This window comes from Pelagibius sp., assembly GCF_965249265.1.
In the GTDB taxonomy this organism is placed as follows: domain Bacteria; phylum Pseudomonadota; class Alphaproteobacteria; order Kiloniellales; family Kiloniellaceae; genus Pelagibius.
This window is the reverse complement of the sequence record NZ_OZ252224.1, coordinates 2,481,466-2,508,421: the sequence shown is the minus strand read 5'-3', so window position 1 is coordinate 2,508,421 and position 26,956 is coordinate 2,481,466. Positions and strand designations below refer to the sequence as shown.

The following is a 26,956-nucleotide window of genomic DNA, read 5'->3' as shown; positions in this document are numbered from 1 at the left end:
GGGGAGTTTCCGGGCGTCGAAAGGCCAGTGGTCAGGCGCTCTTCCGGGACCAGAGAAACCTCGGCGATTTGGCATGATTTCCTGGTTCTGCCGGCCCCGGCGGGCCGTCTTTCCTCCGGTTCGGGCGCTGGGTCCGGGCCCTGCTTCCAGGTTCCTTCTGGGTTCGTTGTCTAAGGCCTTTTCTCTTGTCCGATCCGTCTAAGCCGAGTTTCGATCACGACATAACACCGGTCACCATCGAGGACGAGATGAAACGCTCGTACCTCGACTACGCCATGAGCGTGATCGTGGCGCGGGCCTTGCCGGATGTCCGCGACGGCCTGAAGCCGGTGCACCGGCGCATCCTCTACGCCATGAAGGAAGCCGGCTACGACTGGAACCGGCCGTACCGCAAGTCGGCCCGCGTCGTTGGTGATGTCATGGGTCAGTACCACCCCCATGGCGATTCCGCGATCTACGACACCATGGTGCGGATGGCGCAGGATTTCTCCATGCGCCTGCAGCTCATCGACGGGCAGGGCAATTTCGGCTCCATGGACGGCGATCCGCCGGCGGCCATGCGCTATACCGAGGCGCGGCTGACGCGGGTGGCCAGCGACGCGCTGCTGGACGATATCGACGAGAACACCGTCGACTTCCAGGACAACTACGATGAGTCGACCAAGGAGCCGGTGGTCCTGCCGGCGCGCTTTCCCAATCTGCTGGTCAACGGCGCCGGCGGCATCGCCGTGGGCATGGCGACCAACATTCCGCCCCACAATCTGGGGGAGGTGATCGACGGCTGCCTCGCCTACATCGACAAGCCGGATATCTCCATCGATGGGCTGATGGAATTCATTCCCGGCCCCGATTTCCCGACCGGCGGTATCATTCTCGGCCGTGCCGGCATCCGCGATGCCTATCACACCGGGCGCGGCAGCCTGCGCGTCAGGGCCAAGACCGAGATCGAGGAAATCCGCAAGGACCGCATGGCGATTATCGTCAGCGAGGTGCCTTTTCAGGTGAACAAGGCGCGGATGCTGGAGCGGATCGCCGAGCTGGTCCGCGCCAAGACCATCGAGGGCATCGCCGACCTGCGTGACGAGAGCGACCGTCAGGGGCTGCGCGTGGTCATCGAACTGCGCCGCGATGCCGAGCCCGATGTGGTGCTGAATCAGCTTTTCCGCCATTCCCAGCTTCAGGGCTCTTTCGGCTGCAATATCCTGGCGCTGAACGGCGGACGGCCGGAGGTCCTGGACCTGCGGGCCATCATCGGCGCCTTCATCGATTTCCGCGAAGAGGTGGTGACACGGCGCACGGCCTTCCGCCTCGGCAAGGCTCGCGATCGTGCGCACCTCTTGGTTGGTCTGGCCATCGCGGTGGCCAACATCGATCCGGTGATCGCCCTGATCCGCGCCGCGCCCGACCCGGTGGCGGCCCGTGAGGGCCTGATGGCGCAGCGCTGGCCGGCCAAGGATGTCGCGCCGCTGATCGCGCTCATCGACGAGCCGGGCCGGGTGGTTGAGGAAGACGGCAGCTACAGCCTTTCGGAGGCCCAGGCGCGGGCGATCCTGGAACTGCGCCTGCAGCGCCTGACCGGGCTGGAGCGTGAGAAGATCGCCGCCGAGCTGCAGGAAATTGCTGCAGAAATAAAGGAATACCTGGAAATCCTTTCTTCGCGTGAGAAGTTGCTGTCGATCCTCCGCGAAGAGTTCAACGACATGAAGGCGCGTTTCGCCACGCCGCGCCGGACGCTGATCTCCGATCACGGCTTCGAACAGGAAGACGAGGATCTGATCCAGCGCGAAGACATGGTGGTGACAGTCAGTCACGGCGGCTACATCAAGCGGGTGCCGCTGTCGACCTATCGCGCCCAGCGGCGCGGCGGCAAGGGCCGGGCCGGCATGGCGACCCGCGACGAGGATTTCGTCAGCCAGGTCTTCGTCTGCAACACCCATACGCCGGTGCTGTTCTTCTCCTCCCGCGGCATGGTGTACAAGCTGAAGGTCTACCGCCTGCCGGTCGGCACGCCCCAGGCGCGCGGCAAGGCGCTGATCAACTTGCTGCCCCTGGCAGAGGGCGAGGTGATTTCCACCTTCATGCCGATGCCCGAGGACGAGACCACCTGGGACCAGATGTACGTCGTCTTCGCGACCTCGGACGGCAATGTCCGGCGCAACAAGCTGTCGGATTTCGTGCGGGTCATGGCCAACGGCAAGATCGCCATGAAGCTGGAAGACGGCGACAGCGAACTGGTGGCCGTGCGGCCCTGTGCCCAGGATGACGATATCCTGCTGGCCACCGCCGGGGGGCGCTGCATCCGCTTTTCTGTGTCCGACGTCCGGGTCTTTGCCGGCCGCACCTCGACCGGCGTGCGCGGTATCAAACTGGGTAAGGGCGACAAGGTCATTTCCATGACCATCCTGCGCTCGGGCGAAGCCGAGAGCACCGAAGAGCGCGATGCCTACCGGCGCTACGCCTCGGCAAAGCGGCGCGGAGAGAACGGCGATGGCGACGGCGTATCCGACAATGGCATCGAATTGTCCCAGGCCCGGCTCAGCGAACTGGCGGAGAGCGAACAGTTCATTCTCTCGGTTGCCGATGATGGTTATGGCAAGCGCACCTCGGCCTACGAATACCGCCTGACGGGCCGTGGCGGCCGCGGCATCGGCAACATGGACCTGAGCCGTCACGGCGGACGGGAGTCCGGGGTGATCGCCGCCTTTCCGGTCGGCCCCGGCGACCAGATCATGCTGGTGACCGACGGTGGCAAGCTGATTCGCAGCCCGGTCGAGGACATCCGCATTGCCGGCCGCACTACCCGCGGCGTCATGCTGTTTCGCATCGACGAAAGTGAGCGTATTGTTTCCGTGGCCCACCTGCCGGAAGAAGAGACGGACGACGAAGACGAAACCGTTTCCGACGATCCCGTATCCGGCGGGGAGGGCGGACCGGGTCCGGCTGCAGGGCCCGGGGCAACCTAGCTGGGGGAAATCGAAGGATCATGAGAGAGCCGCTGGTCGGTGTCTATCCCGGCACCTTCGATCCCATCACCAACGGACACCAGGACATTATCGGCCGGGCCTGCAAGCTGGTCGACCGGCTGGTGATTGCGGTTGCCCGCAATGCCGGCAAGGGGCCGCTCTTCACTATCGACGAGCGGGTCGAGATGGTGCGCGACGAGATCGGGCGGATGGAAACCCATGGCGCCGAAGTGCAGGTGAGCAGCTTCGACAACCTTCTGATCCATTTCTGCCAGGAGGTCGGCGGCTCCGTACTGGTCCGCGGCCTGCGGGCGGTTTCCGATTTCGAATATGAGTTCCAGATGGCCAGCATGAATGCCCGCCTGGACGCCGACATCGAGACGGTGTTCCTGATGGCGTCGGAGCGACAGCAGTTCATTTCGTCCCGCTTTGTGAAGGAGATCGGCCGCCTGGGCGGCGACATCTCCAGCTTTGTCGGCGCCGATGTTGCCGCCCGTCTGCGCGACCGCTTCCACCTGGAACAGGAAGACGGCAAGGCGGCCGCCAAGAGGCTCCAGACTTTCAAGCAATAGCCCGGTCAAACAGGTGCTGCAGCAAGCCGCGGCCGGGACAGGAAACAGCCAGGGTTTCCGGCGGTTTCGGGACGTCCTTTTTTAGGGTTCACACCGGTTGACCGGACCGGGGGCCGGCACTATTGTGCGCGCGCCGCGTCGGAGGGGCAGGGGCCGCAGAATGTTGGCCCGAGTCCCTCAGATGCCGCAAATCCCCTTGGGGGGCCCGTAGCTCAGTTGGTAGAGCACCTGACTTTTAATCAGGTTGTCCCAGGTTCGATCCCTGGCGGGCTCACCATTTCTCCACAGTAACCGATGCCCGGCAAAAGCCGGCGGTGTCCGCCGCCGATCCGGCTTTCCGGCCCGTCAGTCCGGCCCTGTCAGTCCGGACCTGTCAGTGAAGAGGCAGCCGCACCTTCTGCCAGGGCGATGTGCCGGGCTTTGTCAGGCTGCGCTCGAAGGCTGCTGTTTCAGCCGCAGTATGACGGATCCAGGACGCCTTTCGGAACTGCCGGTTTTTGGCGACAGGAGAGAGGTTGGATCGAATCGCTTCGTCCAGACCCGCAGAACGCCAGAACATCATGTGGTTCGCCATTGTGAACTCCCGAAACTGTTGCCCGGCGACTCCATCAGGACTTCGCGATGGGCTGCGGCCCAACCTGGGATAGGAAGTTTCGCCGTATGTTTTCTTGTTCACGATGATTGTGGCGCGTTCTGGTTTAGATTTTCTTGCCGGAGATCGCTTTAAGTGAATCATCGAAATGATTATCAAAATACGCATAATTATTAATAGTGGTTTAACTACAATCCTTTAAGCAGGGTCTTTCAATCAACACTTCTCGCACCGGCAACGCGGTCGCGCAGAAAAGGCTCTGCTTTGAAGAAGATCCTCAGGTGGACTTCGGGAACCAGCAACAGAACGGCGGTCATTGATCTGGCCATCGCGCTGGGGTCGGTGGTCGTGGCCTTCGCCGTCTTCCAGGAATTTGACCTGGCGGAGGCCTGGGAGGCCTGGGCCGATCAGCACGAGGATATGGAACTGGATGAGTTGCCGCTGGCGCTTGGGATTGCGGCCATCGCATTCCTCTGGTTCTCCTGGCGGCGTTGGTGCGCCCTGGCAAAGGAGTTCCGGCGCAGCCGCCGCATCATGACGCGGTTGAGGGCGTCTTTGAGAAAGCGCCGGGCAGCCGAGCGGAGTCTGATTTCGGCCAAGCAGGAAGCCGAGCTGGCAGATCGCACGAAGTCCGAATTTCTGGCGAACATCAGCCATGAACTGCGCACGCCCTTGAACGCAATCATCGGGTTTTCCGAAGTGATCGTGAACCAGGTTGATGGCCCGATGGGTAACCCGAAGTATCAGGAATACGCGACGCACATCTGCGAGTCCGGCAAACACCTTCTCGGCATCATCAATGAGATTCTGGACCTCTCGAAGATCGAATCCGGCCAGGCGGAGCTGGTGGAAGAGACCTTTACGCCAAGGGACAGCATCCAGGCCGCCATACGTCTGGTATCGATGCAGTCGACGTCGACGGCCATCGACGTAGAGCTTCAGGAAACCGACGGGTTGCCGGATTTTCATGGTGATCCGCGCCTCCTAAAGCAGATCGTCATCAACCTAGTGTCCAACGCCGTCAAGTTCAGCAAGCCCGGCGGCAAGGTGACCGTCTCGATGGATGTTGGGCCTGAAAGGGGCCTCCGGATTGCCATCCAAGACACCGGTGTGGGCATGACGGCTGATGAGATCGCTATTGCCATCAAGCCTTTCCGGCAGATTGAAAATGCCTACAAGCGCAGCCGGCCGGGAACCGGACTGGGCTTGCCGCTCGCGCTGGCCCTCACTGAGCTGCATGGCGGCACAGTGGCCCTGGCAAGTGATCCGGGGCAGGGAACAACTGTTACGGTGACATTCCCGGCGGCACGATCGGTTTGGGCGGCTCGGCGGCCAAAGGAGCTTGGTGCTTTAGCCTGACGAACGCTTGCCCTCAGGGCTGCGCGCTAGTCTTTATCGTCTTTCCTCAGGGTCATGAGGCTGATGCCGAGGGCAACCGAGCCAAAGGTAATAAACAGGCCAAAGAACAGCAGCCCCAAACCCAACCAGGGCTGATCGCTTCCGAAAATCAACCCGCGCAATCCGGCCAGATCACTGGCCAGGATGGCCGTGCAGAACACCGCAGCAGCCAGGAATCCAACGGCCAGGTGGCGCCAGACCATCTCCAGAGCCTGTTTCTCGTGGGCCAGGAGAGGGGGCCGATTCGGCTTGGGGCGTCGTTTTGAAGCCATGCGTTGAGAATTGGTTCTTAGAGGGCCGGCTGCAAGAGTCTAAAGCAGGCTCGATTGTCGCAACCCAAAAAGGGTGCGGAATCCCACAGAAAGCAGCGATTTTGGCGGGCAGACTGGAAGCTCGAAGTCGACGGGAGCTGCTCAGCTTTTGAGCGTTAGGTAACTGATCTTTAAAGGAAGACGTGCAGGCTGTGTGGGTGCGCAAGCATAGTGAGGTTGAAGCAATGACACTGCATTCAGGCTTCGATCCGGCCCGTTGGATCGTCGATGCCTTCAGAGCGGGAATTTTCGCGCGGGTCAACGCCAACGGCGACTTGGCCCTTGACGTCGTCAATGCCTGCCCGAAGGAGACAGAGGAGCTTCTCGGCCGTCTGAGTGGGAACTCGGAAGCGGTTATCCTGCAGATGCCGAAGCCCGACAGCGACGTTCTGTACCTGAACTGAACCTGTCCGATCCGCCTCGGGCGAGCACCGGGTTTCCTGAAAGCCGGAACGCTTAGAGGAATGGGGCAGGGCTGATCGAGGCGGGCCCTGGCGCGGGCCCTGATCCATTGCTTCTCTATTCAACCCCGATGATATCGATGTCGCTGTCCAGGATTAACTGGCGCAGGGTCTTCAGGCCCATCTCCAGTTCCTCATATTCCCGGCGCAGCAACGAAACCTCTTCGACTGCCGACTTGCGGGTCGCCTGATTGCGCGGCAACTCCATCAAGGCAGCCAGGTAACGCCCCTTGGCATGAGCAGTGCGGCGCACCAGCGCTTTGACCTCACGCTGCTTGAGATGTACCAGCACCGACATGACTTCGCGGCGGCTGTGTTCCTGAATCGTGTCGTCGATCTCATCGACAAACTGGCCGGCCGTGACACTGGATTGCTCGGGCTCGGGGACCGCCAGCGCATCTTCCAGCATACGCAGGGCCTGCCGCGGTTTACCGCTGGAGCGGTGGAACCATTGCAGCGTCGGGTTCGAACGCAGGTCGTGTTCTGAGAGGTCGGGAAAGCTCATGGTTCATGGCCCTTGCGCCGGTTTCGCATTGACCCGGAAGCCGAAGGCCCGGGTTGCCTAAGCTTTGCAATCGGCGGGCCAGTTGCCGGCGCCGAAGAACCCCAGGTTTCAGCGTCTGGGGCCCGGCATCACGCGGCGGGAAGGCAGTTTTCGACGGGCAGAGGCGGTGGACAGGGGCAATTCTTGCCGGGTTCGTTGCGGGGAAGCCGTGGGGGCCATCCGCCTCGGGATCAGTCCGCGGCCCGCCGGCGTCCGCTGAGGGCAGGGTGGTCGTCATTGGCGGCACCGGGAAGCGCAATCTGGCCGCCCGCTCCGTCGGCCAGCCGGTGGACCCTCGCCCGAACCCGCTTGAGGCCCGCCCGATTTTGGCGGTTGCGGCGGAAGCGCCGCAAGGCACGCCAGCCGACGACGGCACTGATGATGCCCAGCCACATGTAGGGATACCACCAGGGCATCAGGACAACGAAGTCGTGAAGCAGGAGATAGTAGGGATCGGATTCTGCATTGGGCCCATAGAGCCACTGCAATACTGAAAGCATCGCCCCGTCTTCCGTTCCATTAAATCGGCAGCTTGCATAGAAATAAGAAGTGGTAAGAATTTATGGGCTTATTAATAAAATGTCAACTAAAAATTTATTATTTGTTAACCATAATCGTCTTTATTTGATATAAATTTAAATAAAAGTAGATTTAATACTTTATGAGAATTCGGTGCGGAGTTTTTGAGGCGTTGGCCTTCAGCCTATTCGCCGAAGCCGCAGGCCCAGCGGTTGTAGTCTTCTTTTGCCGGAATACCTGGCGCGGCGGGCTCGATATGGCTGAGCCCCAGCGTCATCAGGTCCGCGGAACCGTCGATCGCGGCCAGCGTGTCGACATAGTTCAAGCGGCCGCGATAGTACATCCGCGGGTTCTCGGGGATCACTTTGATCGGCGGCAGTTCCGACATGTGACCGCTCGCGCGATCAAGCAGAAACAGTTCGACGGGCGTGCCGGCCTGCCAGAGTGTCGGGCCGAGCGTGACAACCAGCATTTCCTCGCTCTTATAGGCGCGGGACTGGCCGTCGAGTATGTAGCCCCAGCCGCGCCAGCATTCGGTCTTTTGGCCGGCGGAGAGACCCTGCGCCGAAGCGGGTGCTTCGGCGCCGCCGACCAGTCCGAGACCGAAAACCAATGCCAGGCAAGCGAGGCGAAAAAAGCCGGACGAGACGGGGTTGAAAACCGGGTGCATCCTAATGGCTGCCCGTGGCGCCGGCGCAGTCGACGCAGGTCGGCAGGGTCGGATCCAGTTCCAGACGCCTGAGCGGAATTTGCTCACCGCAGGTGACGCAATAGCCATAGTCCCCCGACTCGATCCGTTTCAGGCTTGCTTCGATACGCTGAAGTTCAGCCTTGCGGCGGCGTTCAGCCTCAAGCGACATGGCCTGACCTTGAAGCGCATCCATTCTTGACAGCCTGCCAACCCTGGTCTGATCAAGTTCAACCGGCCTGCGGCTTTCCGCGCTGTTTGCTGCCAGATCCAACAGTTCGACGCGGCGTTGGACCAAGCGCTCGCGAAAAGCGGCAAGGTCGAACTGGATCGGTTCACTCATGCCCCATGATGGCGCTGGCCGTTTCACACTACAAGGGATCTGCCCGCTGAACGACCGGCGGCGCTGTGCAGGAGCCGGGCGCCAAAAATCGGCGCCGGACGTTCGAAGAGGCATGATGTCTGGAAGGGGTGCCTGCGGGAACTGAAGAGCCCCGGCCGTCTTCGGGGGTTGGTAGACATGAAGTCGTACAGGGAGGCAGGGTCTCAAATCCCCGCAGGCATACCCTGAGTGAAAAGGTACGGGTGGGTTTGCTTACGCAGGGTGATTTTTTTGTGTCAAGGCAGGGAGTTAGCGCTCTAAAGGGTTATTTCTCTTCAGATTTCCGGCCCGCGGTGATGTTCGTCGTCATGGCCCTGCCGGCTTGAATAGAACACCAGGAACATCAGCCCGCCGCCCAGCAAGAGGGAAAAAACGCAGGCGAGGGAGAGAGCGATCATGCCATGAAGGCTGATGTCGAGTCCGCCCCGACTCCACCAGAAGAACAGGGCGCCGATCAAGGCGGCGGTCGCAAGAACGCCGGGCACGGCGATGCGGCAGAATATCTTCACGGGACTTTGCGACTCCTGGATAAAAAAGAAAGGTTTTGGACCAAAGGCTTAGAGCTGCATCGCCTGCTATGGTGAACCTTTGTGCCGATCTCCGTCCAGCGCTTTTTTGGCGCAGTTTTCCGTTGCCCTTTTGGCGCAGGACGCTATAACACCGCCTTCGAGCCGGTGGCCATGACCAGCGGAAATCTGCGGCTGTGGCGGAATCGGTAGACGCGCAGCGTTGAGGGCGCTGTGGGGGAAACCCCGTGGAGGTTCAAGTCCTCTCAGCCGCACCATCTGGCCCCAAGTGCTCGGATCGTGGGAGTGGACGATATCCCTCCTGACAGCGTTGCGGCTGTGGCGGAATTGGTAGACGCGCTAGCTTCAGGTGCTAGTTTCCGTACGGAAGTGGAGGTTCGAGTCCTCTCAGCCGCACCAAACTCTCTCCCGACAGGTGGTTTGAGACCGAGATCCGGCATTGCCGGCTCCCGCACCTTGCGTTAGCGCTTCCTTAGCGCCTGACAGGCACCTTGGCGGCAGCATTGCTGCGCACTGGTACTTCAGCCGCGAATTCCCATATCATGGCTAAGTCGGGGAAGTGGTGCATGGGGTCGTTTGCAGGCCCTCGTTTGCATGGGTGGACGGTCTTGGCCGGCCGGCGCGAAGCCGGAGCGAGGCCGAACAGGCATCTGGCGGTGATCAAGCTGCCACCAGGAGGGATTGGGAGACTTGTCTGAGAACAAGCAGGTGAGCTTTGGCACAAGGCTGCGGAACTATTTCCTTGCCGGTGTGCTGGTCACCGCGCCCGCCGGCATCACCTTCTGGCTGACCTGGCGGGTCATTACCTTCATCGACAACCGGGTCACGCCGATAATTCCGCCGCAGTGGAATCCGGAGACCTATCTGCCCTTCGGTGTTCCCGGGCTCGGCCTTATCGTGGCCCTGTTGTTCCTTGTTCTCGTGGGCTTCCTGGCGGCCGGCTATGTCGGCCGGCTCACCATGTCTTTTGGCGAGCGCATCGTCGGCCGCCTGCCGGTGATCCGGTCGGTCTACAGTTGGACCAAGCAACTCCTTGAGACGGTGCTTTCCCAATCTTCCACCGCCTTTCGCGAGGTCGTTCTGATCGAATACCCGCGGCGTGGGTGCTGGGCGGTTGGTTTCATCACCGGCGAAACGGTGGGTGAGGTTCAGCACCTGACCGCCGAGACTGTTTTCAATGTCTTCATCCCGGCAACGCCCAACCCAACGACGGGTTTTCTGCTTTTCGTCCCGCGCGAGGATGTCCATCACCTGGACCTGACGGTGGAAGAGGGTATCAAGCTGGTCATCTCCAGCGGCATCGTGATTCCGGACCGGGAACACGAAGGAGAGGAGGCCACGCTCGACGCCGAGGCCGCTAAGGCACAGGTGGAGGCGCAGGCCGAGAAGACCTTGGGCAAGAAGGGCAATCTGCGCCGCCGCAAAAAAGCGCCGCCGAAAAAACGGGCCGGTTTCATCACCCGGCTGCGCAACTATTTCTTTGCCGGTGTTCTGGTGACCGCGCCGATCGCCATCACGGTTTGGCTGGCCTGGGAGTTCGTATCCTTCGTCGACAGCCGGGTGGTGCGCCACATTCCGGCACAATGGAACCCCGAGACCTATCTGCCCTTCAGTCTGCCGGGACTGGGCGTCCTGGTCATCGTGGTCGGACTCATTCTTGTCGGTTTCCTGACCGCCGGTTTGGTCGGACGGTCGCTGATCGCCAGCGGCGAGCGCCTGCTGGCGCAGATGCCGGTGATCCGCAGCCTATACAGTGCCGTAAAGCAGATCCTGGAAACCGTGTTCAAGGAACAGTCCCAGGCGTTCCGCGAAGTGGTGTTGCTTGAATACCCGCGGCCGGACTGCTGGGCCCTTGGCTTCATCACCGGGCCGGCAGAGCACGGCATTCAGCATTGGACGCCCGAAGATACGGTGAACATTTTTCTGCCGACCACCCCGAACCCGACATCCGGCTTCCTACTCTTCCTGCCGCGCAATGAGGTTCAGAGCCTGACGATGACCGTCGAAGAGGGCATCAAGATGGTGGTGTCCGGCGGTATTGTCACGCCGCCCGACCGGCGCCCCTCAGTGGTCGAGGATGCTGCGACGGACGAGAGCCAGCCACCGCTCGCTCACAGCGGCTAAGCGTTTTTCAGGCCCTACCCTGACCGCAGGAATTTCACCGCCGCATCGCGCTCGAAGAGATAGAGCAGGACCCTGAGGGCCTGACCGCGTGGTGCTTCCAGTTCGGGATCCTTGTCCAGGATCAGCCTCGCATCGTCGCGGGCTGTGGCCAGCAGATCGCTGTGGGTTGCAAGGTCGGCCAAACGGAATTCCGGCAGGCCGCTCTGACGCACCCCGAGCAGCTCGCCGGCGCCGCGCAGGCGCAGGTCCTCTTCGGCAATGCGGAAACCGTCGTCGGTTTCCCGCAGGATCTGAAGGCGGGCCTTGGCGGTTTCGCCCAGAGGCCCCTGCCAGAGCAGCAGGCAGGAGGACTTGTCGGCACCACGGCCGACACGGCCGCGGAGTTGGTGCAACTGCGCCAGGCCGAAACGCTCGGCATGCTCGATGACCATGATGGTGGCCTTGGGCACGTCGACGCCGACTTCGACCACGGTGGTGGCGACCAGAACCCCGATCTCGCCGGCTGCAAAGCGCTCCATCACCGCATCCTTTTCCGCCCCCTTCATGCGGCCGTGGACCAAGCCCACATTATCGCCGAAATGATGGGCGAGGGCGCGGTGGCGGTCCTCCGCGGCGGCCAAGTCGCTGTTTTCCGACTCCTCGACAAGCGGACAGATCCAATAGACCTGGGCGCCCTTAACCAGGGCACGTTCCACGGCGGTGACCACTTCCGGCAGGCGGTCTAGGGAGAGGGTCACGGTATCGATCGGTTGGCGGCCCGGCGGCCTTTCGGTCAGGCGTGAGGAATCCATATCGCCATAGGCCGTCAGCATCAGGGTGCGCGGGATCGGTGTGGCCGTCATGACGAGCACGTCGACAGCCTGGCCCTTGCCGGTAAGGGTCAAACGCTGATGGACGCCGAAGCGGTGCTGCTCGTCGATCACCGCCATGGCGAGGTCGCGAAAGGCAACATCCTCCTGAAACAGAGCATGGGTGCCGACGACGAGGTCGGTTTCACCCTCGGCGAGGCCGGCGAGAATAGCCGCGCGCGCCTTGCCTTTGTCGCGCCCGGTGAGCAAAGCCAGCTTCACCCCGGCTGCTTCGGCCAGCGAGGCGATGGTCTTGAAGTGTTGCCGGGCAAGAATTTCGGTCGGCGCCATGAGCGCCGCCTGGCTTCCGGCCTCGACCACCGCGAGCATGGCCAGCAGGGCGACCACGGTCTTGCCGCTACCCACATCGCCCTGGAGCAGTCGCAACATGCGGTGCTCCGCCGCCATGTCGGCGGTGATTTCGGCGACGGCCTGGCGCTGCGATCCGGTCAGGGCGAAAGGCAGGCTTGAGAGTACTCTATCTTGCAAGTGGCCGCTGCCCTTCAGACGGCGGCCCTTTTGACGCAGTTGGCGGTCGCGCACCAGGGCGATGGCGAGTTGGTTGGCCAGCAATTCGTCATAGGCGAGACGCCGCCGGGGCAGCGCAAGGGCGGAGAGGTCGGCCTCATCCCTGGGGGCATGAACCCGTCCCAAGGCGTCGTGCCAGTCGGGCCAGCTTTCCCGATCCTTCTGGGCCGGGTCGAGCCACTCCGGCAAGGAGGGCGCGCGCTCCACGGCGGCATGAACGGCCTTGCTCACGACTTTCAGGCTGAGGCCGGCGGTAAGGGGATAGACGGGCTCCACCGCCCGCAGGCTCTCGGCTTCCTCCGGGCCGGCGATATGGTCCGGATGGGTCATCTGCAGGCGGTCGTTGAAGATCTCCACCTTGCCGCTCACCACCCGCGTCTGACCGGGCGGCAGCATCTTCATCAGGTAATCGCGGTGGGCGTGAAAGAACACCAGTTCCAACGCCGCCGTCGCGTCGTGACAAAGCACGCGGTAGGGCTGGCGGCGGGTCGGCGGCGCGCGGTGTTCGCCCACCTCGATGGTGATGGTGGCGATGCGTCCGGGGATGACCTCGGCGAGGGGCGGCCCGTAGCGCCGGTCGATGATGCCGCTCGGCAGGTGCCAGCAGAGATCGATCACCGCCGGACCGGCGGCCAGGCTCTCAAACAGCTTGGCATAGCGCGGCCCGACGCCGGGCAGGCTGGTGGCGGGGGCAAAGAGCGGAAAGAGGATTTCGGGGCGCACAGGTCTGGACGGGTCTATCGAGAGGCTTGGCCGGGAAGTGCCTGACAAAGAGGTGAGATCGCTCTATATCCTATGCCAAATCAAGGGCAATGCCATGACCGAAACGATTGAAAACCGCCGTAAACGGCTGCGCTTCAGAAGCTGGCACCGTGGTACGCAGGAGATGGATCTGCTGATCGGCAGTTTTGCCGACAGTCACCTGGGTGGCTTCGATTCCCAGCAACTCAGCCGTTTCGAGGCCCTGCTGGACGTGCCGGAGCCGGTCGTCTATGACTGGATTCTGGGCCGTACGCAACCGCCGGCGGAGTTCGACCATGACGTCTTGCGGCTGCTGCTGGACTTCGAATACAAGCCTGTCAAACGCTAGCCAGCCTGAAGAAGATCCCCAACCGATGAGTGACCCTGTTTCCGCCCCGGCGCCAACGGACGATTCCGCGTCTGTGCGGCCAACAATCGCTTCCGCTGCACCTGGGGCCGATGCACTCTATCTGGCCGGCTTGCTGGAAGACGTGCCGGGCGGGCGTTGGCTGCATGTTGCGCGCGATGACGCCCAGGCCGCCCGCATGGCCGATTCCCTGCGGTTCTTCGCGCCGGCGGTCGAGACCCTCGTTTTCCCGGCCTGGGATTGTCTGCCCTATGACCGGGTCAGTCCGCATCGAGACATCGTTGCCCAGCGGTTGGATGTACTGACCCGGCTGATCGCGCCGCGCGCGGCATCGCCTCAGGTCGTGATCACCACCGTCAACGCCTTGCTGCAGCGCGTGCCGCCACCGGAGGCGCTGGAAGGCCGGGTTCTGGAACTGCGCGCCGGTCAAAACCTGCCGGCGGAGCGCCTGAACGGCTTCTTTGCCGAAAACGGCTACTACCGGGTCGAGACCGTCAGCGAGCCCGGCGAGTTTGCGGTGCGCGGCGGCATCGTTGATGTTTTCGCGCCGGGCCAGGCTCAGCCCCTGCGGTTGGATTTCTTCGGCGATGATCTGGAATCGCTGCGGCTTTTCGACCCCCTGACCCAGCGCACCACGGAGCAGGTCGAGGCGGTCACTTTAAAGCCGGTCAGCGAGGTGATTCTGGACCCGGCGGCAATCGAACGCTTTCGCACGATCTACCGCTCGACCTTTGGCGCCGTGCGTGACGATCCCCTCTATGAAGCCGTCAGCGCCGGCAGGGTGCATCCTGGTATGGAACACTGGCTGCCGCTATACCACGAACGCCTGGTGACCCTGCTCGACTATCTGCCGGAGGCCGGCGTGACCTTGGATCATCAGGCCAGCGAGGCACGGGATGCCCGGCTTGAGACGATCCTGGATTTCCATGACGCCCGTAAGCAGCTGGAAGGCGGTGGTGAGACCGGCGGCTGGGTCTACAAGGCCATAGAGCCTGCGCTGCTCTACCTCAATGGGGCGGAGTGGGACCGGGTTCTGGCCGAGCGGCCCGGCGGCCAGTTCACGCCCTTTGCCGCGCCGGAAGGGGACGGGACGCGCGATGCCGGGGCGCTGCCCGGTCTCGATTTCGCAGAGCAACGCGCCGCCGGCACCGGCAATCTCTACGAAGCGGCGGACCAGCAGATCCGGCACCAGCAGAAGGCCGGACGCAGAGTCGTTTTGACGGCTTTCTCCGCCGGTGCGCTTGACCGTCTGGCGGCGCTGCTGAAAGAACACGGCGAATTGGAGACCCGGCAGGTCGCGGCCTGGGCGGAGATAGCGGACCTGAAGCCCGGACAGCTCGGCCTCGCAATTCTGGAGATCGAACGCGGTTTTCGCCTGGGCGAGGTTCTCTTCCTGACGGAGCAGGACATCCTGGGCGAGCGCATTTCCCGCCCGACGGCGCGCAAGCACCGGGCCGAGAACTTCCTGACCGAGATCTCCGACCTTCAGGAGAAGGATCTGGTGGTTCACGTCGACCACGGTATCGGCCGCTACGAAGGTCTCGAAACCCTTGATGTCGGCGGGGCGCCGCATGATTGCCTGAAGGTGATCTATCACGGTGGCGATAAGCTTTTCGTGCCGGTGGAAAACATCGAAGTGTTGTCGCGCTTCGGCGCCGACAGCGAAACGGTGGATCTGGACCGTCTCGGCGGGGTGAATTGGCAAACCCGCAAGGCGCGGGTGAAAGAACGTATTGCGGCCATGGCCCACGCCCTGATCGAGCTGGCTGCGGCCCGTGCCCTTAAGGGGGCCGAGGCCATGGAGAAACCGGAAGGCCTTTACGACGAGTTCTGCGCCCGCTTTCCTTTCCCCGAGACGGAGGACCAACTGCGGGCCATCGAGGAAACGGTCACCGACATGGCGGCGGGTAAACCGATGGACCGTCTGGTCTGCGGCGACGTTGGTTTCGGCAAGACGGAGGTCGCCCTGCGCGCGGCCTTTCTCGCCGTCATGGCCGGCAAGCAGGTCGCCGTGGTGGTGCCGACCACTTTGCTCTGCCGCCAGCACTTCCGGACTTTTAAGGAGCGCTTTGCCGGTCTGCCGGTACAGATCCGCCAACTGTCGCGGCTTGTCAGCGCCAAGGAGGCCAATGAGACCAAGGCGGATCTCGCCAAGGGGCGCGTCGAGATCGTCGTCGGCACCCATGCGGTGCTGGCCAAGTCCATGGACTTCAAGGACCTCGGCCTGCTGATCGTCGATGAGGAGCAGCACTTCGGCGTGAAGCAGAAGGAGCGTTTGAAGGCGCTGCGCGAAGATGTTCACGTGCTGACCCTGACGGCAACGCCCATTCCCCGGACGCTGCAGATGGCCATGTCTGGCGTGAAGGAGATGAGCCTGATCGCCACGCCACCGGTCGATCGCCTGGCGGTGCGGACCTTCGTATTGCCATACGATCCGGTCATCGTGCGCGAGGCGATCCTCCGCGAACACTATCGCGGCGGCCAGACCTTCTATGTCTGTCCGAGACTGAAAGACCTGACCGAGCTCTTCGAGCGGCTGGAAAAGTTGGTGCCGGAGGTGAAGGTTGCCGTGGCCCACGGGCAGTTGCCGCCGACCCAGTTGGAAGCGGTGATGACCGACTTTTACGACCGCAAGTACGACATCCTGCTGTCCACAAACATCGTCGAATCCGGTCTCGATATCCCCACCGCCAACACCATGATCATCCACCGCGCCGATATGTTCGGCCTGGCTCAGCTCTATCAGTTGCGTGGGCGGATCGGCCGCTCCAAGGTGCGGGCCTATGCCTATCTGACTCTGCCGCCCGGCCGGATTCTGAGCGCCGCGGCCGAAAAGCGCCTGAACGTGATGCAGACGTTGGACAATCTGGGGGCCGGTTTCCAACTGGCGAGCCACGATCTGGATATCCGCGGGGCCGGCAATCTTTTGGGTGAGGAACAGTCAGGCCAGATTCGTGAAGTGGGGATTGAGCTTTACCAGCAGATGCTGGAAGAGGCGGTGGCGGCAGCGCGCAGTGGCGGTACTGCTGCCGAAACCGAAGCCGCCGAAAGCTTCACGCCGCAGATCAACATCGGGATGCCGGTCCTCATTCCAGAAACCTACGTCACCGATCTCAACCTGCGTTTGGGCTTTTACCGCCGCCTTTCCACTTTGGTGGACCGGGCGGAAATCGATTCCTTCGCCGCGGAACTGGTGGATCGTTTCGGGCCCTTGCCGGTGGAGGTGGAGAACCTGCTGCAGATCATGGCCATCAAGCAGCTCTGCCGGGATGCCGGCGTGGCGCGTCTGGATGCCGGGCCGAAGGGGGCCACGGTGGCTTTCCACAACGACAGTTTCTCAAACCCCGCCGGGCTCATCACCTTCATCCAGCAGCAGGCCGGAGAGGTGAAGCTGCGCCCCGATCACACCATGGTCTACCGCCGCGCCTGGGACAGCGACGCGGCCCGGGTGCGCGGTGTCCGGCTGATGCTGGACGAACTGGTCAAGCTTGCAGCCTAGACGGGAAGGCGGTTTGCAGTCGCATCGCTTTGAGATAGCGATATTTTTCCACCCCAGATGAACGCTGGACCAACGGCGATCCCTTGATAATATTAACCGAGCTTCGCGAGAGAGAGCCATTCGGCCCAATGTGAGGCGTCGCCCGCAAAAATCTATTTTATTCCAAGGGCATAATCCCAAGGGGCAATCTTCAGGGAGACGTAACGTGAGAAAGCTATTCGCCTGTGTCGTGGCAGCCATTTTGGCCGTGACGGCGGCACCTACGCTGGCCAAGACGCCGCGGGACACCCTCGTCATCGCCTTTCAGATCGACGATATTATTTCGCTGGACCCGGCTGAGATCTTTGAGTTCACGGCTGCGGAGTACGCCGGAAACACCTATGACCGCCTGATCGGCTACAACCACGAGAACGTGTCGGAGATTTACGGCGTCGCCGCCGAATCGTGGACCATCTCCAACGACGGCAAGACCTACACCTTCAAAATGCGCGAGGGCGTGAAGTTTGCCTCCGGCAACCCGATGACCGCGGAAGACGCTGCCTTCTCGCTGCAGCGGGCGATCATTCTCGATAAGCCGCCGGCTTTCATTCTCACCCAATTCGGCTTCACGGCGGACAATGTGGCGGAGAAGATCCGCGCCGTCGATGACATGACCCTGGTCATCGAAACCGACCAAGCCTACGCGCCGACCTTCGTGCTCTACTGCCTGACGGCGACCATCAGTTCCATCGTCGACAAGAAGACGGTGATGGAACATGAAGAAGACGGCGACCTCGGCCATAAATGGCTGCGTACGAACTATGCTGGCGTCGGCCCCTTCAAGCTGCGGCAGTGGAAGCCGAACGAGTCTTTGACCCTCGACCGCAATGACGACTATTGGGGCGGCGCCCCGGCCATGAAGCGGGTCATCACACGCCACATCGTCGAACCGGCGACCCAGCAATTGCTTCTCGAGAAGGGCGATATCGACGTTGCCCGCAACCTGGGTCCTGACCAACTGGTGACCGTCCGCAGCAATCCTGATCTCGCCGTGCAAGAAGGCGTCAAGGGCGCGATCTACTATCTGGGTCTGAGCCAGAAAAACGAGGCTCTCGCCAATCCTAAAGTGCGTCAGGCGCTGAAGTATCTGGTCGACTACAAGGGGATGGAAGGCACCGTGGTGCGCGACCTCATGAAGGTGCATCAGGCCTTCCTGCCGCGCGGTTTCCTCGGCGCCTTGGAGTCGACGCCCTTCACCCTGGACATTGCCAAGGCCAAGGAATTGCTTGCCGAGGCTGGCTATCCCGATGGCTTCACAATCACCATGGATACCCGCAACGTCTCGCCGATCCTGGAGATGGCGCAATCCATTCAGGCCACTTTCGGGCAGGCAGGGGTGAACCTGGAAATCATTCCCGGCGACGGCAAGCAGACTCTGACCAAGTATCGGGCGCGCAACCACGACATCTACATCGGCCGTTGGGGCCCCGACTATCAGGATCCCCATACCAACGCCGATACCTTCGCGCGCAATCCGGACAATTCGGACGATGCCAAGTCCAAGCCGTTGGCCTGGCGCAATTCCTGGGATATCCCGGAGATGACCAAGATGGCCGATGCCGCGATCCTGGAGCGCGACCCGGCCAAGCGGGCGGAGTTGTACCTGGAGATTCAGAAGGCGCACCAGGTGACCTCGCCCTTCGTCATCATGTTCCAGCAGACCGAAGTGGCCGCGACGCGGGCGGACACCAAGGGCTTCATCATCGGCCCGGCCTTTGATGACAACAAGTATCACGAAGTCACCAAGGACTAGACGGGTTCCGATCTAGGTGACTTTAGGAGTCGATAGAGAAGACAGGGCAGGGAAGGGCTTCGGCGGCCTTTCCCTGCCTCGTCCATTACGGGTGACGCTCAATCTGGTCGTGACCGTCGCTCTGACGTTCCTCGGCCTGCTTTTTGTGACCTTCATCATTGGCCGCGTGGTCCCCATCGATCCGGTTTTGGCTATCGTCGGCGATCGCGCGCCGGAACACGTTGTGGAGCGGGTGCGGATCGAACTCGGCCTCGACCTGCCGCTTTACGAACAGTTCGCCATCTATGTCTGGGACGTCCTGCAGGGCGATCTCGGCGAATCGGTGCTGACGGCCAATCCGGTCTTGGAGGACATCAAACGGGTCTTTCCGGCAACCCTGGAACTGGCCACGGTCGCGACCTTGTTCGGTGTTCTGTTGGGCGTTCCCATGGGGGTTCTCGCCGCGGTCAACCAGGGACGTTGGCCAGATCAGGTGATCCGTGTCGTCGGTCTGCTGGGTTATTCCATCCCGGTTTTCTGGCTCGGCCTGATGGGCCTTTTACTCTTCTACGCCACATTGGACCTCGTCCCCGGCCCGGGGCGCCTCAACTTCATATACGACGATATGGTCGATCCGGTGACCGGCGTCCTGCTGATTGATTCAGCCATGGCCGGGGAATGGGACATTTTCTGGAACGCGGCCAGCCACCTCGTCCTGCCGTCGGTTATTCTTGGGTACTTCAGTCTTGCTTACATCAGCCGCATGACCCGCTCTTTCATGCTGGAGCAGCTCAGCCAGGAATACATCACAACCGCCAGAGTAAAGGGTGTGAAGGAATGGCGGGTGATCTGGGTGCACGCCCTTGGCAATGTCTGGGTGCCTCTGGTGACCGTGATCGCCCTCAGCTACGCCAATCTTCTGGAAGGATCGGTTCTGACCGAGATCGTCTTCGCCTGGCCGGGCCTTGGTTTCTATCTGACACAGTCGCTGTTGAACGCGGATATGAACGCCGTGCTTGGCGCCACCATGGTGGTCGGCGCCGTCTTTATCGGGATCAATCTTCTGTCAGACTTGCTCTATAAGCTATTGGACCCGCGGGCACGATGAGCAGCGAAACGCAAAGCCCGGAAACGATCGGCCTGCGGGCCTGGCTGCTTAGCTCCTCGCCCGCGTCGCGTGGCCAGGCGCGGGTGGGCCGGGCTTATGTCGGCTGGCTGGCCTTCAGATCCAATCATCTGGCGATGCTGGGTCTCGGCATCGTCCTCCTGCTGATCATCCTGGCGATTTTCGCGCCGGTGATCGCCCCCTACGACCCCAATGCCCAGGTGCTGGCGGACCGTTTGCAGTTCTTCTCGGCACAGCACTGGTTCGGGACCGACGAGTTGGGCCGCGATATCTTCTCGCGTATCGTCCACGGCTCCCGCCTGACGCTCTATATCGTCGTTCTGGTCGCGATCATCGCGGCCCCCATCGGCTTGGCCGTCGGTACCACTGCCGGCTATCTCGGCGGCTGGACCGACACCGTGCTGATGCGCATGACCGATATCTTCCTGGCCTTTCCCAAGCTGGTGCTGGCCCTGGCGCTGGTGGCCGCCCTCGGCCCCGGTATCGAGAATGCCATTATCGCCATTGCCGTTACTTCCTGGCCGCCCTATGCGCGCATCGCCCGGGCCGAAACGATCACCATCCGCAACTCCGACTTCATCTCCGCCGTGCGGCTGCAGGGGGCAGGGCGTATGCGGATCATCTGGTCGCATATCGTGCCGCTCTGCACCTCTTCCCTGATCGTTCGGGTGACCCTGGACATGGCGGGGATCATTCTGATTGCCGCCGGCCTCGGTTTTCTCGGTCTCGGCGCTCAGCCGCCCTTGCCGGAGTGGGGGGCAATGATCTCCAGCGGCCGCAAGGTGCTGCCGACCTACTGGTGGGTGGCGACGGTGCCGGGTGTGGCGATCTTCATCGTCAGCCTGGGTTTCAACCTCCTGGGCGACGGCCTGCGGGACGTGCTTGACCCCAAGACCGGGGGGCAGGGATGAGCGACACACCGCTGCTGACGGTCGAGGACCTGAAAGTCGACTTTCCAACCCGCAAAGGGCTGGTCCAGGCCGTGCGCGGGATCAGCTTTTCCCTGGGGCGGGAGAAGCTCGGCATCGTCGGCGAGTCCGGCTCCGGCAAGTCCATGACCGGGCGCTCGATCCTGCGTCTCGTCTCGGCTCCCGGCCAGGTGAGCGCCAGGCGCCTGGAATTCGATGGCATCGAACTGCAGAACCTCAGCGAGTCGCAGATGCGGGAGATCCGCGGCCAGCGTATTTCCATGGTGATGCAGGACCCGAAATTTTCCCTGAACCCGGTCATGCGCGTGGGCGAACAGATTGCGGAAGCCTACAGGGTCCACCAGAACGTGCCGCAGGACGAGGCCAAGCGCCGCGCTCTGGACATGCTGCGCGCCGTGCGCATCCGCGATCCGGAGCGGGTCTACCGCGCCTTTCCGCATGAGGTCTCCGGCGGTATGGGCCAGCGCATCATGATCGCCATGATGCTGATTCCCGATCCGGACCTGCTGATCGCCGACGAACCGACCTCGGCGCTGGACGTGACGGTGCAGTTGCAGGTGCTGGCGATCCTCGATGACCTCGTGTCCCAGCGCGGCATGGGGCTGATTTTCATCAGTCACGACCTCAGCCTCGTCGCCTCCTTCTGCGATCGGGTCGTGATCATGTATGACGGACGGGTGATGGAGATCTGCGATGCCAAAAACCTCTCCGCCGCCCAGCACCCCTATACGCGGGGACTGTTGAATTGCCTGCCGAAGATCGACGGGGACGGCAGTAACCTGCCGGTGCTGCGGCGCGATCCGGAATGGCTGGAGCACGGCCTGTGACGGCTATGATTACCGCCAGCGATCTGAACGTGATCTTCGGCAAGGGAGCTGACCGTGTTCATGCCGTGCGCGACGTTTCCTTTTCGGTGACGGAGGGCACTACCTTCGGTCTGGTCGGTGAATCCGGCTCCGGCAAGTCCACCGTGTTGCGGGCGCTCAGCGGCCTCAATCCGGACTGGCGCGGTGCACTGACGGTTGCCGGCAAGGCGCTGACACCGCGCCGGGACAAGGCCTTCTACAAGCTGGTCCAGATGGTTTTCCAGGACCCTTATGGTTCGCTGCATCCCCGCCATACGGTCGACCGCATCCTCATGGAGCCGCTGGCGATCCACGGTCTCAGCGATCCCGACCGGCGTATCGAACAGGTCCTGGAGGAAGTTGGGTTGGGGCCGCAGTTCCGCTTCCGCTATCCGCATCAGCTTTCCGGCGGCCAGCGTCAGCGGGTTGCCATCGGCCGCGCGCTGATTCTGGAACCCCGCATTCTGCTGCTCGATGAACCGACTTCCGCTCTGGACGTTTCGGTCCAGGCGGAGGTCCTGAACCTGCTGCAGCGGCTAAAGGCGGAGCGCGGCCTGACCTACATCCTGGTGAGCCACGACCTCTCCGTGGTCGCCCATATGTGCGATGAATTGGCCGTCATGAACCACGGTGCGGTGGTCGAGGCGATGGATGTCGGCCTGCTCAAGAGTCATCAGCCAAACCATCCCTATACGCGCCAGTTGATGACGGCCAGCCTGGGCTACGACCGGGCGGCCATCGACCGCTTCGAGGATTTCGGGCTTTCCGAATGATCCTTAAGCTTCAGCGGGGGCTTCCATTTCCTGCTTGGCGATGTCCAGCATCTCGGCCAGGGCCTTGGGCGGTTGGGCGCCAGCCACTGCGTGACGCCCGTTGAAGATGAAGCAGGGTACGCCATCGATGCCGAGAGCGCGGGCCTGGCGGTCTTCCTCGCTGGCCTCGGCCAACAAGGCGTCGCTTTTCAGGAAGGCTTCAGCCTCGGCCTCATTGAGCCCGGCGGTTTTGGCGGCAGCCAGGAGAACCGAGTCGTCGCCGATGTCCTCGCCGCGGAAGAAGTAGGCCTGAAACAGGGCCTCTACCAGCTCGGTCTGCGCTTCCTTATCGGCAGCCCAGCGGATCAGGCGATGGGACTTCAAGGTGTTGGGGGTGCGGCCTATAGCCTCAAAGGCGAAGTCGATGCCATCTTCGGCGCCGGCGCCGCGGATACGGTCATAGATCATCTTCGCGTTCTCGGCGCCGCCGAACTTCAGGTTAAGATAGGCGCTGCGCTCCATGCCCTCTGCCGGCATGTTGGGGTTCAACTGAAAGGTCCGCCAGCGGATCTGCACCTCCAGATCGGGTCGCATGGCCAGAGCGGCTTCCAGGCGGCGTTTGCCGATCAGGCACCAGGGGCAGATGGTGTCGGAAAAGATGTCAATCTGAACCATGAACGTTGCCTTTTCGCTGGGCTTTCCGGTGCCTTGGCGGTTGACCGGGGGCTTGACCGGAGGGTAGCTAAGCACCCACCATAAAGGAGATAAGCGCCAAAGCCAAAGATGGGGCAAAAGGGCGAGCATGGGGAGGTCATATGGCTGATGGGTCGGCCGATGGGGCAACCGGCAGGGCCGGGCAGCCCGGGGTCTTCGACACCGGACTGGCGCGCAACAATGCCAACACGGCACCGCTGACGCCGGTCACTTTTCTGCGCCGGGCGGCCGCGGTCTATCCCGACAAGGTGGCCGTGATTCACGGCGATCAGCGATTCACCTACAAGGAATTCTGCGAGCGCTCCGTACGGCTGGGCTCGGCACTGAGAAAGCGCGGGTTCGAACAGGGCGACTGCATTGCCATCATGGCCGCCAACACGCCGCCGATGCTGGAAGCCCACTACGGCGTGCCGATGATGGGGGGTGTCCTGAATTCGCTCAACACCCGTCTGGATGCGCGGACCATTGCTTTCATCCTCGACCACGGCGAGGCAAAGGTCCTGTTGACGGACCGCGAGTTTTCGCCGGTCGTGAAAGAGGCCCTGGCGCTTTGCGAGCGAACGCCCCTGGTGGTGGACATCGACGATCCGATGGCCGAGGGCGGGGAACTGCTGGGCGGTCTCGACTATGAGGCGCTGCTGGCCGAAGGCGATCCGGGGGAGAGCTTTCAGGATCCTGCGGACGAATGGCAGTCGATCTCCCTGCTTTACACTTCCGGTACCACGGGCAACCCGAAAGGCGTGGTCTATCACCATCGCGGCGCCTATCTGAATGCGATCGGCAACATGATCACTTTCGGACTGGGGCGCGACTCGGTCTACCTCTGGACCCTGCCGATGTTTCACTGTGACGGCTGGACCTTTACCTGGGGCGTGACGGCGGCCTGTGCGACCCATGTCTGCCTGCGCAAGGTCGATCCGGCGGTGATCTATCCGCTGATCCGCGATGAGGGGGTCACCCATATGTGCGGTGCGCCCATCGTTTTGACCCTGCTCGCCAATGCGCCGGACAGTGCCAAGGTGACCTTCGATCAGACCGTGGAATGCGCTACGGGCGGGGCGGCACCGCCGAGCGCGGTGATCGAAGCAATGGAGGCACAGGGTTTTCGCGTCACCCACCTCTATGGCCTGACGGAGTGTTATGGGCCGGCCACGGTCTGCGCTTGGCAGGACGATTGGGCGGAACTGGATATGCGGAGCCGCTCCGCCAAGATGGCGCGTCAGGGTGTCAATTACCTGACCCTGGAAGGGGCGACGGTGATGCAGCCGGATACCATGGCACCCGTGCCTTGGGACGGAACGACCCTGGGTGAGATCATGCTGCGGGGCAACACCGTCATGAAAGGGTATCTGAAGAACCCCAGCGCCACCGAGCAGGCCTTCGCCGGTGGTTGGTTTCATACCGGGGACCTCGCGGTGATCCACCCGGACGGTTATATCGAGGTGAAAGACCGCTCCAAGGATGTCATCATCTCCGGCGGCGAGAACATCTCCAGCCTGGAGGTGGAGGAGGCGCTCTATCGACACCCGAAAGTGTTGGAAGCCGCCGTGGTGGCGCGCCCCGATGAGAAGTGGGGCGAGCATCCCTGCGCTTTTGTCACCCTGCGGGAAGGCATGGAAGCGGAAAGCGAGGAGATCGTGACCTTTTGCCGTGAGATGCTGGCGGGCTTCAAGGTGCCGCGGACGGTCGTCTTTGGGCCGCTGCCGAAGACCTCCACCGGCAAGATTCAGAAGTTCGTTCTTCGCGAACGCGCCCAGGCGCTGTGACCCAGGCATCGAACGCCTTCGACCTTACCGGCAAAGCGGCGCTGGTCACCGGGGCGTCCAGCGGCCTCGGCCGCCATGCTGCCCTGCTACTGGCCAAGGCAGGGGCGAAGGTGGCTGTAGCAGCGCGACGCCTCGAGCCCCTGGTGGAACTTGAGAAGCAGATTGAGGCGCGGGACGGCCGTGCCATTCCTCTCTGCCTCGACGTGACGGATCAGGGCTCTGTCACGGAGTGCGTTTCGGTCGCAGAAACCGAACTTGGCCCGCTTTCGATTCTGATCAACAATGCCGGTGTCGCTGAAACCGCGCCGGCTTTCGAGGTTACCGAAGAGGGTTGGGACCGTGTCATGGACACCAATCTAAAGGGTGCTTGGCTGGTTGCCCAGGAAGTTGGCCGCCGCATGGCGCATCTGGGTCATGGCGGTTCGATTATCAATATCGCCTCGGTCTTGGGCTTGGCCGGCAGCCAGCAGATACCTGCCTACTGTGCCTCCAAGGGCGGCCTCGTGAATCTGACCCGCGCGCTGGCCGTCGAATGGGCCCGTCACGGCATCAGGGTCAACGCTCTGGCGCCGGGCTACATCGAAACCGAGATCAACGCGGATTTCCTGGCCGGCCCGGCCGGCGATAAACTGCGCAAGTCGATACCCCTAAGGCGGTTCGGGCAACCGGAGGATCTGGATGGTCCTTTGCTGCTTTTGGCCTCCGACGCCTCGCGGTATATCAGCGGATCGGTTCTGGTCGTCGACGGCGCTCAGTCGGCGGCGCTGTAGGCGGCAGCAAGAGGAAGCTCCATGGATTTTTCCCTGACCCCGGAGGTGGACGCGCTTCGCGAGCGCCTGCGGGCCTTTGTCGAGACCGAGATCATACCCTTGGAGGGCGATCCGGAGAGCTATGATGCCCATGAGAACATCAAACCGGACCTTCTGGAGCCGCTGAGGGAAAGAGCCCGGGATGCCGGGCTCTGGGCCCCGCAGATGCCGAAAAGCCGTGGCGGGTTGGAACTGCCCGTTGGCGCCATGGCGGCCTGTTACGAGGAGATGGGGCGCTCGATCTTCGGACCAGTGGTCTTCAACGCCGCCGCGCCGGACGACGGCAACATGATCGTTCTGGAAAAGGTGGCGACCGAAGCCCAGAAGGAACGCTGGCTGCAGCCGATCGTCGAGGGCAGGGTGCGCTCTTCTTTTGCCATGACCGAACCGGCGCCCGGTGCCGGCTCCGACCCCGGTCTCATGCGCAGCCGCGCGGAACGCAAAGGCAATGCCTGGCTGCTAAACGGCCACAAATGGTTCATCACCGGCGCCGGCGTTGCCGAGCATTTTATCATCATCGCCCGCACCTCCGAGGATACACGCAAGGGCCTGACCGCCTTCCTGGTTCACCGCTACACGCCCGGACTGAAAGTCGGGCGGCGCATCCCCATCATGGGGCCGGAAGAACACGGCGGCCATTGCGAGCTGCTTTTGGAAGACCTTCAGGTGCCTGATGACGACCGTTTGATGGCGGTCGGTGATGGCCTCAAAGTCACCCAGATCCGCCTGGGAACTGCCCGCCTGACCCACTGTATGCGCTGGCTGGGCATGGCCCGGCGTGCCATGGAGATCGCCGGCCCCCATGTGGCCGAAAGGCAAAGCTTCGGGCAGCCCCTGGCTGAGCATGAAGGAGTCCAGTGGCTGCTTGGCGAAGCGGCCATGGCGATCGAGGTTGGCCGCTTGCTGACCATGCGCGCGGCGGTAAAGCTCGACAGCGGCGACTTCGCCCGTAAGGAAATCTCCATGGCCAAGATCCAGGTTTCCGAGACCCTGCATAAGGTCATCGATACGGCGATCCAGTTGCTGGGCGCACGCGGATATTCGAAGGATACGCCGCTGGAATGGATGTATCGCTATGCGCGGCAGGCCCGCTTGGTGGACGGCGCTTCGGAAGTCCACAAGATGGTGCTCGCGCGGGCTTTCCTGAAGGAGGGCCGAGATTTCTGGTCCTGGAATTGAC

General features: G+C 62.4%; 24 protein-coding genes and 3 tRNA genes. 18 read left to right on the top strand and 9 right to left on the bottom strand.

Features of this window, described 5'->3' with window-relative positions:
• Positions 1-185 precede the first annotated feature (185 nt).
• The 3 genes from gyrA to ACP146_RS11990 all read left to right on the top strand — a co-directional run bounded on the left by gyrA (position 186) and on the right by ACP146_RS11990 (position 3,812).
• Positions 186-2,963 (top strand): DNA gyrase subunit A, encoded by a 2,778-nt coding sequence (gyrA, locus tag ACP146_RS12000; protein WP_422366992.1) that lies wholly within the window; start codon positions 186-188, stop codon positions 2,961-2,963.
• Between the two features lie 20 nt (positions 2,964-2,983).
• Positions 2,984-3,535: a pantetheine-phosphate adenylyltransferase gene (gene coaD / locus ACP146_RS11995; protein WP_422366991.1), complete on the top strand. Its 552-nt coding sequence runs from the start codon at positions 2,984-2,986 to the stop codon at positions 3,533-3,535.
• 201 nt (positions 3,536-3,736) lie between these two features.
• Positions 3,737-3,812: transfer RNA gene (locus ACP146_RS11990), tRNA-Lys, on the top strand.
• 96 nt (positions 3,813-3,908) lie between these two features.
• On the opposite strand, the gene ACP146_RS11985 is transcribed toward ACP146_RS11990, so the two are convergent.
• Entirely contained in the window at positions 3,909-4,295 is a 387-nt protein-coding gene (locus tag ACP146_RS11985) for a hypothetical protein (RefSeq protein ID WP_425032629.1), read from the bottom strand.
• A 96-nt stretch (positions 4,296-4,391) separates the two neighbouring features.
• On the opposite strand from ACP146_RS11985, the gene ACP146_RS11980 reads away from it, so the two are divergent.
• The gene (locus ACP146_RS11980) at positions 4,392-5,486 is read left to right on the top strand and encodes a sensor histidine kinase (protein ID WP_422366989.1); all 1,095 of its coding nucleotides are present in this window, start codon (positions 4,392-4,394) and stop codon (positions 5,484-5,486) included.
• A 26-nt stretch (positions 5,487-5,512) separates the two neighbouring features.
• Here the strand turns inward: ACP146_RS11980 and ACP146_RS11975 are convergent, their stop codons facing one another.
• Complete coding sequence (locus ACP146_RS11975) at positions 5,513-5,797, bottom strand: hypothetical protein (protein ID WP_422366988.1); 285 nt, start codon at positions 5,795-5,797, stop codon at positions 5,513-5,515.
• A gap of 224 nt (positions 5,798-6,021) precedes the next feature.
• On the opposite strand from ACP146_RS11975, the gene ACP146_RS11970 reads away from it, so the two are divergent.
• Complete coding sequence (locus ACP146_RS11970) at positions 6,022-6,240, top strand: hypothetical protein (protein WP_422366987.1); 219 nt, start codon at positions 6,022-6,024, stop codon at positions 6,238-6,240.
• Between the two features lie 115 nt (positions 6,241-6,355).
• On the opposite strand, the gene ACP146_RS11965 is transcribed toward ACP146_RS11970, so the two are convergent.
• From ACP146_RS11965 to ACP146_RS11945, 5 genes are all read right to left on the bottom strand, one after another.
• A complete protein-coding gene (locus tag ACP146_RS11965) occupies positions 6,356-6,802 on the bottom strand; it encodes a hypothetical protein (RefSeq protein WP_422366986.1) in 447 nt (148 codons plus the stop codon).
• 230 nt (positions 6,803-7,032) lie between these two features.
• On the bottom strand, positions 7,033-7,341 hold the full coding sequence (locus tag ACP146_RS11960) for a hypothetical protein (protein ID WP_422366985.1): 309 nt from the start codon (positions 7,339-7,341) through the stop codon (positions 7,033-7,035).
• Between the two features lie 203 nt (positions 7,342-7,544).
• A complete protein-coding gene (locus ACP146_RS11955; protein ID WP_422366984.1) occupies positions 7,545-8,030 on the bottom strand; it encodes a hypothetical protein in 486 nt (161 codons plus the stop codon).
• Between the two features lies 1 nt (position 8,031).
• Positions 8,032-8,391, bottom strand: coding sequence for a TraR/DksA family transcriptional regulator (locus ACP146_RS11950; RefSeq protein WP_425032625.1), 360 nt, complete (start codon positions 8,389-8,391; stop codon positions 8,032-8,034).
• Between the two features lie 314 nt (positions 8,392-8,705).
• Positions 8,706-8,939, bottom strand: a complete 234-nt coding sequence (locus ACP146_RS11945) for a hypothetical protein (protein ID WP_422366982.1) — start codon at positions 8,937-8,939, stop codon at positions 8,706-8,708.
• Between the two features lie 188 nt (positions 8,940-9,127).
• Between ACP146_RS11945 and ACP146_RS11940 the strand changes: the two genes are divergently transcribed.
• The 3 genes from ACP146_RS11940 to ACP146_RS11930 all read left to right on the top strand — a co-directional run bounded on the left by ACP146_RS11940 (position 9,128) and on the right by ACP146_RS11930 (position 11,081).
• Positions 9,128-9,214, top strand: a tRNA-Leu gene (locus tag ACP146_RS11940).
• 55 nt (positions 9,215-9,269) lie between these two features.
• Positions 9,270-9,356 (top strand) — tRNA-Leu (locus ACP146_RS11935).
• 291 nt (positions 9,357-9,647) lie between these two features.
• Complete coding sequence (locus ACP146_RS11930) at positions 9,648-11,081, top strand: DUF502 domain-containing protein (protein ID WP_422366981.1); 1,434 nt, start codon at positions 9,648-9,650, stop codon at positions 11,079-11,081.
• 14 nt (positions 11,082-11,095) lie between these two features.
• Here ACP146_RS11930 and recG read toward each other — a convergent pair whose 3' ends face one another.
• Entirely contained in the window at positions 11,096-13,180 is a 2,085-nt protein-coding gene (recG, locus tag ACP146_RS11925) for an ATP-dependent DNA helicase RecG (RefSeq protein WP_422366980.1), read from the bottom strand.
• A gap of 94 nt (positions 13,181-13,274) precedes the next feature.
• On the opposite strand from recG, the gene ACP146_RS11920 reads away from it, so the two are divergent.
• The 7 genes from ACP146_RS11920 (at position 13,275) to ACP146_RS11890 (ending at position 22,508) form a co-directional block, all read left to right on the top strand.
• The gene (locus tag ACP146_RS11920) at positions 13,275-13,547 is read left to right on the top strand and encodes a succinate dehydrogenase assembly factor 2 (RefSeq protein WP_422366979.1); all 273 of its coding nucleotides are present in this window, start codon (positions 13,275-13,277) and stop codon (positions 13,545-13,547) included.
• A gap of 25 nt (positions 13,548-13,572) precedes the next feature.
• Positions 13,573-17,064 (top strand): transcription-repair coupling factor, encoded by a 3,492-nt coding sequence (gene mfd, locus ACP146_RS11915; protein ID WP_422366978.1) that lies wholly within the window; start codon positions 13,573-13,575, stop codon positions 17,062-17,064.
• A 205-nt stretch (positions 17,065-17,269) separates the two neighbouring features.
• Positions 17,270-18,856 carry an ABC transporter substrate-binding protein gene (locus ACP146_RS11910; protein WP_422366977.1) on the top strand — a complete coding sequence of 529 codons (1,587 nt, stop codon included), beginning with the start codon at positions 17,270-17,272 and terminating at the stop codon, positions 18,854-18,856.
• 91 nt (positions 18,857-18,947) lie between these two features.
• Positions 18,948-19,943 (top strand): ABC transporter permease, encoded by a 996-nt coding sequence (locus ACP146_RS11905; RefSeq protein WP_422366976.1) that lies wholly within the window; start codon positions 18,948-18,950, stop codon positions 19,941-19,943.
• Positions 19,940-20,872, top strand: coding sequence for a nickel transporter permease (gene nikC / locus ACP146_RS11900; RefSeq protein WP_422366975.1), 933 nt, complete (start codon positions 19,940-19,942; stop codon positions 20,870-20,872). The genes ACP146_RS11905 and nikC overlap by 4 nt, the downstream gene beginning before the upstream one ends.
• Complete coding sequence (locus tag ACP146_RS11895) at positions 20,869-21,717, top strand: ABC transporter ATP-binding protein (protein WP_422366974.1); 849 nt, start codon at positions 20,869-20,871, stop codon at positions 21,715-21,717. Before nikC ends, ACP146_RS11895 begins: the two co-directional genes overlap by 4 nt.
• A 5-nt stretch (positions 21,718-21,722) precedes the next feature.
• Positions 21,723-22,508 (top strand): ABC transporter ATP-binding protein, encoded by a 786-nt coding sequence (locus ACP146_RS11890; RefSeq protein WP_422369645.1) that lies wholly within the window; start codon positions 21,723-21,725, stop codon positions 22,506-22,508.
• Positions 22,509-22,511: 3 nt separating this feature from the next.
• On the opposite strand, the gene ACP146_RS11885 is transcribed toward ACP146_RS11890, so the two are convergent.
• Positions 22,512-23,162 carry a DsbA family oxidoreductase gene (locus ACP146_RS11885; protein ID WP_422366973.1) on the bottom strand — a complete coding sequence of 217 codons (651 nt, stop codon included), beginning with the start codon at positions 23,160-23,162 and terminating at the stop codon, positions 22,512-22,514.
• Between the two features lie 140 nt (positions 23,163-23,302).
• Between ACP146_RS11885 and ACP146_RS11880 the strand changes: the two genes are divergently transcribed.
• From ACP146_RS11880 to ACP146_RS11870, 3 genes are read left to right on the top strand one after another with little or no spacing between them, the layout of a single operon-like run.
• Positions 23,303-24,967 carry an acyl-CoA synthetase gene (locus ACP146_RS11880; protein ID WP_422366972.1) on the top strand — a complete coding sequence of 555 codons (1,665 nt, stop codon included), beginning with the start codon at positions 23,303-23,305 and terminating at the stop codon, positions 24,965-24,967.
• The gene (locus ACP146_RS11875; protein WP_422366971.1) at positions 24,964-25,737 is read left to right on the top strand and encodes an SDR family NAD(P)-dependent oxidoreductase; all 774 of its coding nucleotides are present in this window, start codon (positions 24,964-24,966) and stop codon (positions 25,735-25,737) included. Before ACP146_RS11880 ends, ACP146_RS11875 begins: the two co-directional genes overlap by 4 nt.
• Positions 25,738-25,758: 21 nt before the next feature.
• Positions 25,759-26,955: an acyl-CoA dehydrogenase family protein gene (locus ACP146_RS11870; protein WP_422366970.1), complete on the top strand. Its 1,197-nt coding sequence runs from the start codon at positions 25,759-25,761 to the stop codon at positions 26,953-26,955.
• Position 26,956: the final 1 nt, after the last annotated feature.

Coding starts and splice junctions, on each gene's coding strand:
- coaD (WP_422366991.1), top strand. CDS start 2,984: ATGAGAGAGCCGCTGGTCGGTGTCTATCCCGGCACCTTCGATCCCATC.
- ACP146_RS11985 (WP_425032629.1), bottom strand. CDS start 4,295: ATGCGTATTTTGATAATCATTTCGATGATTCACTTAAAGCGATCTCCG.
- ACP146_RS11975 (WP_422366988.1), bottom strand. CDS start 5,797: ATGGCTTCAAAACGACGCCCCAAGCCGAATCGGCCCCCTCTCCTGGCC.
- ACP146_RS11970 (WP_422366987.1), top strand. CDS start 6,022: ATGACACTGCATTCAGGCTTCGATCCGGCCCGTTGGATCGTCGATGCC.
- ACP146_RS11965 (WP_422366986.1), bottom strand. CDS start 6,802: ATGAGCTTTCCCGACCTCTCAGAACACGACCTGCGTTCGAACCCGACG.
- ACP146_RS11960 (WP_422366985.1), bottom strand. CDS start 7,341: ATGCTTTCAGTATTGCAGTGGCTCTATGGGCCCAATGCAGAATCCGAT.
- ACP146_RS11955 (WP_422366984.1), bottom strand. CDS start 8,030: ATGCACCCGGTTTTCAACCCCGTCTCGTCCGGCTTTTTTCGCCTCGCT.
- ACP146_RS11950 (WP_425032625.1), bottom strand. CDS start 8,391: ATGAGTGAACCGATCCAGTTCGACCTTGCCGCTTTTCGCGAGCGCTTG.
- ACP146_RS11920 (WP_422366979.1), top strand. CDS start 13,275: ATGACCGAAACGATTGAAAACCGCCGTAAACGGCTGCGCTTCAGAAGC.
- mfd (WP_422366978.1), top strand. CDS start 13,573: ATGAGTGACCCTGTTTCCGCCCCGGCGCCAACGGACGATTCCGCGTCT.
- nikC (WP_422366975.1), top strand. CDS start 19,940: ATGAGCAGCGAAACGCAAAGCCCGGAAACGATCGGCCTGCGGGCCTGG.
- ACP146_RS11895 (WP_422366974.1), top strand. CDS start 20,869: ATGAGCGACACACCGCTGCTGACGGTCGAGGACCTGAAAGTCGACTTT.
- ACP146_RS11890 (WP_422369645.1), top strand. CDS start 21,723: ATGATTACCGCCAGCGATCTGAACGTGATCTTCGGCAAGGGAGCTGAC.
- ACP146_RS11885 (WP_422366973.1), bottom strand. CDS start 23,162: ATGGTTCAGATTGACATCTTTTCCGACACCATCTGCCCCTGGTGCCTG.
- ACP146_RS11880 (WP_422366972.1), top strand. CDS start 23,303: ATGGCTGATGGGTCGGCCGATGGGGCAACCGGCAGGGCCGGGCAGCCC.
- ACP146_RS11870 (WP_422366970.1), top strand. CDS start 25,759: ATGGATTTTTCCCTGACCCCGGAGGTGGACGCGCTTCGCGAGCGCCTG.